Below are 2,525 nucleotides of genomic sequence, written 5' to 3'. Positions count from 1 at the left end.
GTAGGGTCGAGAGCTGGCGCGCCTCCTTTAGGGTTTGGTGGTTATTCCATTCGCTTTCGTTGAGGACCTCAATCCAAAATTCCCATATTTACGTTTCCAGCTCCCGCCTCATCAAACGCAGCATGCGGTTTTCCCGCACTACGCTTTCCTAGCAGATTCTTACCAAAGTTTATAACATATTGTACTGGTTGTGCTTTCGGTTCATAGTATCGTATTCTATAGTCTGAATACAGACCAAGTTTATCTATCCATTCCTTACTCCACCTCTTCCAGCCAAATCCTTTTCGCATTTTCCTGGATCTCATTAAGTTGCGTCTTGTTTTCTTTTCTACCCATTGTTTAACGTAGTTGAAGCTTCGACTTGAGTTCCCAATTCTAAAGTAGTTTGTCCACCCTCTCAATATTGGATTGATGATTTTTATCACCTTCCCTATCGGTTGCGATTTTTGTCCACGAAATACCTCCTTCAGTCTCTGAAGCAAATTTGTCCGTGCTTTCATCGTTGGTGTTATTTATACACTCCACTTTCCTTGTCTTGTGATTTTCTCTCGGAAGTCGAATCCTAGAAAGTTGAACGTTCCTCCCTTCTTTAGGTTGATTACTTTTGTCTTTTCTTCATTTACTTCTACTTTTAGTTTTGCTAATTCTTCTTGTAACCTTTTGTACACCAATTTCTCGAGCCATTCCCATTTCTGGTACCCATCCAGTATCACTAAATCGTCTGCCCATCTGGCGTATTCTATACGTTGATATTTTCCCTCTTTGGTCACTTCTTTTGCTTTCTCTAGCATTTTGTCTACCTCATTTAGGTATATATTGCTTAGTAACGGCGAAATTGGTGATCCTTGAGCTATTCCTCGTTTTCCTCCTTCCTTGAGGATTAGCTTGATTAAGTGCATGATTTCTTTATCGTTTATCCTTCTGGCAATTTTCTCCATATAGATAAAATTTCTTTATTTTAAACTTGTTGAATTTCGCCTAAAGAGAGACCTATAGCAGTATAGCAAATAAGTGGGGGAAGTTGAAGGCTATCTGATGTAATCTATAGCTAAAGTGACTTAGGTTTACCGACAATTTGAAGAACTGTCATTCCAACGCGTAACGCTGAAAAGACAAAGAATATTGTAAGTTAAAAATATGATATAAAGGAGATAAGAGGGAAGATAACTCCACTCACTATAGGAATGGAGTTATCACGGGCGTGTGCGACCGCTAGAATAATGGCTATACAACCGTGCTCATCAAGGTACACTAGCCCTATCTCTCGATACGTTTGAATAGTTGTGTGGGACATACATATGCACCCGTTTACAATCTTAAATTAACTAAAACTAATCGAGGTTATTATGATTACATCTTATCAAAATTTTATTGGCATTGATATCGGAAAATTTAAAAATGTTGCTGCAGTTCACAACCAAAAGAACACTATCAAGTTTGATAATAATGCTGCTGGTTGGCAACAATTGTTTCAAAATTTTTCAAATATTCTACCTAATTCTTTTGTAACTTTGGAAAATACAGGAAAATATGAGCTTGGCTTAGCACACTTTCTGGTTGATAAGAATGTTGCTGTACATCGAGCTAATACTCGCAAAGTAAAAAGCTTTACCTTATCTCATGGAATTTTAGCAAAGTCTGATCAATCAGATGCAAGAGCCCTTGCTCAATATGGATTTGAGCGTTATAGTACTCTATCTCTATTTGTGCCTATGTCAAAAGAACAAACAGCCTTAGCTGCACTTTGTCAACGTCGTGATGACCTTACACAAATAAGAGCTCAAGAGAAATGTAGACTGAAAGCACCTGAAAACGACTATATAAAAGAAAGTTGCCAAAAAACTATTGACTTTTTTAACAGTCAAATAGATGAGCTCAATGATGCCATACAAAAAATTATCGATGAGAATCCAGAGTTAAAAAAGCGCCAAAAAATCATAAGAACAGTACCAGGAATAGGTAAAAAGTTATCACAAGATTTTGTATGCTTGATGCCAGAACTTGGCTACTTAAGCAGGCAAGAAGTTGCTAGTCTTGCTGGAGTTGCCCCGCATCCAAAAGAAAGTGGTAAAGCTATTGGTTATCGCAGAATAAGTGGTGGCAGAAGGAACGTTCGTGAAAAGCTTTTTACATCTGCGATGGCTGCTTCAAGGACTAAATCTGCACTTGGTGCTTTTTATTCTGCTCTCATTGGTAGAGGTAAAAAGAAGATGGTAGTCATAACAGCTCTAATGCGCAAAATTATAGTGATTGCTAATGCAAGGCTTAAAGAAGCAATTAACGCAAATTTTTAAAATCTGCATAAGAAAATAGGTTAATGAATATGCGCGCCACACAAATTTAAAGCACATATTCATTAATCATAAGATCTAAGCAGTGGTAGTTGTTTGATATAAATTTCTTTCTGTAATGAACTAGGGTTTTTATTGCCAAAAATACGTTTTTCAATTGAATAAGAATACAAAACTATAAATAAGAGTTGTAATAAGACTAAATTCAAAAAATTTTAAAAAACATAGTTGATG

General features: G+C 36.6%; 3 protein-coding genes. 1 reads left to right on the top strand and 2 read right to left on the bottom strand.

The genetic code is table 11. The features are described from left to right. Positions 1 to 68: 68 nt before the first annotated feature. Positions 69 to 500 (bottom strand): group II intron maturase-specific domain-containing protein, encoded by a 432-nt coding sequence (locus Wcon_RS12660; RefSeq protein ID WP_255565590.1) that lies wholly within the window; start codon positions 498 to 500, stop codon positions 69 to 71. 12 nt (positions 501 to 512) lie between these two features. Next, the gene (locus Wcon_RS12310) at positions 513 to 938 is read right to left on the bottom strand and encodes a reverse transcriptase domain-containing protein (protein WP_237350147.1); all 426 of its coding nucleotides are present in this window, start codon (positions 936 to 938) and stop codon (positions 513 to 515) included. A gap of 408 nt (positions 939 to 1,346) precedes the next feature. On the opposite strand from Wcon_RS12310, the gene Wcon_RS09885 reads away from it, so the two are divergent. Next, a complete protein-coding gene (locus tag Wcon_RS09885; RefSeq protein WP_063630491.1) occupies positions 1,347 to 2,294 on the top strand; it encodes an IS110 family RNA-guided transposase in 948 nt (315 codons plus the stop codon). Positions 2,295 to 2,525 lie beyond the last annotated feature (231 nt).

It is taken from the genome of Wolbachia endosymbiont of Cylisticus convexus, from assembly GCF_003344345.1.
The sequence above is the reverse complement of the archived record's forward strand: the minus strand, read 5'-3'. Positions and strand labels throughout refer to the sequence as shown.